At 51.5% G+C, this 2,166-nt stretch carries 2 protein-coding genes and 1 pseudogene; 2 read left to right on the plus strand and 1 reads right to left on the minus strand.

All coding sequences use genetic code 11. The features are described from left to right. Positions 1-126: 126 nt before the first annotated feature. A pseudogene (locus CFR71_RS15560) lies at positions 127-336 on the minus strand (thiamine pyrophosphate-requiring protein); the annotation flags it as partial. A gap of 678 nt (positions 337-1,014) precedes the next feature. Between CFR71_RS15560 and CFR71_RS15570 the strand changes: the two are divergent. Next, a complete protein-coding gene (locus CFR71_RS15570; RefSeq protein WP_110532209.1) occupies positions 1,015-1,545 on the plus strand; it encodes a heme NO-binding domain-containing protein in 531 nt (176 codons plus the stop codon). Beyond that, positions 1,542-2,105: a GAF domain-containing protein gene (locus CFR71_RS15575; protein ID WP_110532211.1), complete on the plus strand. Its 564-nt coding sequence runs from the start codon at positions 1,542-1,544 to the stop codon at positions 2,103-2,105. Before CFR71_RS15570 ends, CFR71_RS15575 begins: the two co-directional genes overlap by 4 nt. The last annotated feature ends 61 nt before the right edge of the window (positions 2,106-2,166 follow it).

A 2,166-nucleotide genomic window follows, 5' to 3' on the forward strand; every position in this document is an offset into this window, starting at 1 on the left:
AGCAGAATATCGTCAATATTCCAGATCGGGCTCCTGTGGGATGACTGAATTCTACAAAATGACCCGAAATTGCCTCAAGTGTGAGAAATCCGCGTCGATGCCTGCCAGATCAGGCCTTGTTCAGACATCCTCCCATGCGATGCCGACATGATCGGGGTCGTCAACGTAAATCCCCTTCAGCCCCAGCAGTTCGACATATCGATGATAGGGAAAATCAGGGATGGACTGGGTTGATTCCGTCCTGCCCCTGCCAGGCTGGATGCGTTCTTCCCACGTAACCTGATTGAGGTCCTGATTATTCAGCACCAGCACGATCAGTTTCGGATTGGACCACCGGGCAAAAGAAAAATGAGCAGAGAATGTTTCATGAACTTCTCCGGATAATGTGAGAAGATTCGAAGATCATCCTTCGACTGCTGCAACAAAAATTGGCTGCGTTGCTTTTTCTTTCAGACAGAATTCGAGAGCAGATTCGGAGCTTCTTCGGGGATGCGCTTTCCCGAATTGACGCGCAGGGGCCGTGGCATGCGTTCTGCGCAACTTGATATCCTGAGAGGTATCGTCAGTTAAATCCGATAATCGCGGGATAAGTTGTGATGCTGTGATGAGGGGCGATTTGAGTTTGCCGTAGTGAATTGTGTGGGCTGGCCTTATCGGTTCATGCCGGGCATCCTTCAGACCATATCGCCGTCTCCACGTTGGTTTTCTTGGAAACAGGAAATGCATCGCAGACTCGTGTTATTTACGGACCAATAATACATATTCGATATCTGAATTGACGAGTTCGCCAATTATTACCATATCGAATGTAATGACTCAAAACTTGAGAGAAAACCAAGAAATATTAGCATGATTTCCGGTCATATACCCGGTGCATGATCTGAAAGATTTCTGAAAAATCGCAAAGGTATGCAAAGAACGCATGCATGACATAAAGTGACATCAAAATACGTCGTTACTACATAATCTATCACACACCTTTAAAAGATATATATTACAACAGGTTGTAAAATCATGAAGGGTATCGTTTTTAATATTCTGGAAGAGGTCGTGGAAAAGAACCACGGGGCAGAAGCATGGGATACCTTGCTGGAAGCCGCCAATGTCAACGGCGCCTATACCTCGTTGGGCAGCTATCCCGATGCGGAAATGCAGGCGCTGGTAGTGGCGGCCTCAAAGCACCTCGGGATTACACCGGCCGAATTGCTGCACAGCTTCGGGCGCGATGCCATGCCCATCCTCAAGCAGCGCTATCCAGAACTATTTAGCACGCATCCCAATTCGCGCAGCTTTATCCTGAGCGTGAACAGCATCATCCACCCTGAGGTGCGAAAGCTCTATCCCGGCGCGATATGCCCGTATTTCCATATGAAGGAAAACAATGATGGCACGCTGGACATGACCTACAGTTCCGAACGCCACCTGATCGACCTGGCACAGGGCTTTGTGTTCGGTGCGGCGGATGTGTTTGGCGATAGGGTTGAAGTCGAGCGTTTCCCACCCGGATCTGGCAAGGAAAACATGCTGCGGGTGAAGTGGCTATGACCATCAATCCTGGACCGGGGTCAGAAGTAACGGATTATGAAGCCCTGTACCGCCGTATCCGCCGCCGTTATGAGCGCGAACGCGAAGTGCGCATGGAAGCCGAACGCATCGCGGAGGACGGGTTGAGCCAGCTGTATGCGCGTAATCGCCAGCAGGCCTTGATGGAGGCGGTTGCCGCCCAGGCCAATAGCGGTCTGTCAGTAGAGGACATCGTCCGTTTTGCTTTTTCGCAGGCCTGCGAGATGGGGCCATGGTGCATGGCGCTGGCATGGTTGCCAGACAGTAAGGGCAGCGGCCGGGTGTTCCGTCTGGCCAGCCATCTTTCCGGACATGAGAATGCGGCTGCTGGCCGTGCACTGCCTACCGGGTCTGACAATGCGCTATTGCCCGGCATCTGCTCACGTTTGCAGATCGAGTCAGCGCCCCTGTGGCTTGTGGGTGAGGGTACCCGCGCCGGCATGCAGACAGTCCTGATGGTGCCGGTCATGGTAAGTGGCCGCATGGCGATGGTGCTGGAATTCGACGCGGAAATCTCACAGAAGGGTTGTACATCGGGTTAGATTATGAAAAAGTCTGTTTTGCACAAAAGAAATTTTCGTAAGCTATAAGAAAACCCGATGC

The sequence above is a fragment of the Novacetimonas pomaceti genome (genome assembly GCF_003207955.1).
In the GTDB taxonomy this organism is placed as follows: domain Bacteria; phylum Pseudomonadota; class Alphaproteobacteria; order Acetobacterales; family Acetobacteraceae; genus Novacetimonas; species Novacetimonas pomaceti.

Bases quoted from the DNA above. Each gene is read 5' to 3' on its own strand.
- CFR71_RS15570 (WP_110532209.1), top strand. From the start codon at position 1,015: ATGAAGGGTATCGTTTTTAATATTCTGGAAGAGGTCGTGGAAAAGAAC.
- CFR71_RS15575 (WP_110532211.1), top strand. From the start codon at position 1,542: ATGACCATCAATCCTGGACCGGGGTCAGAAGTAACGGATTATGAAGCC.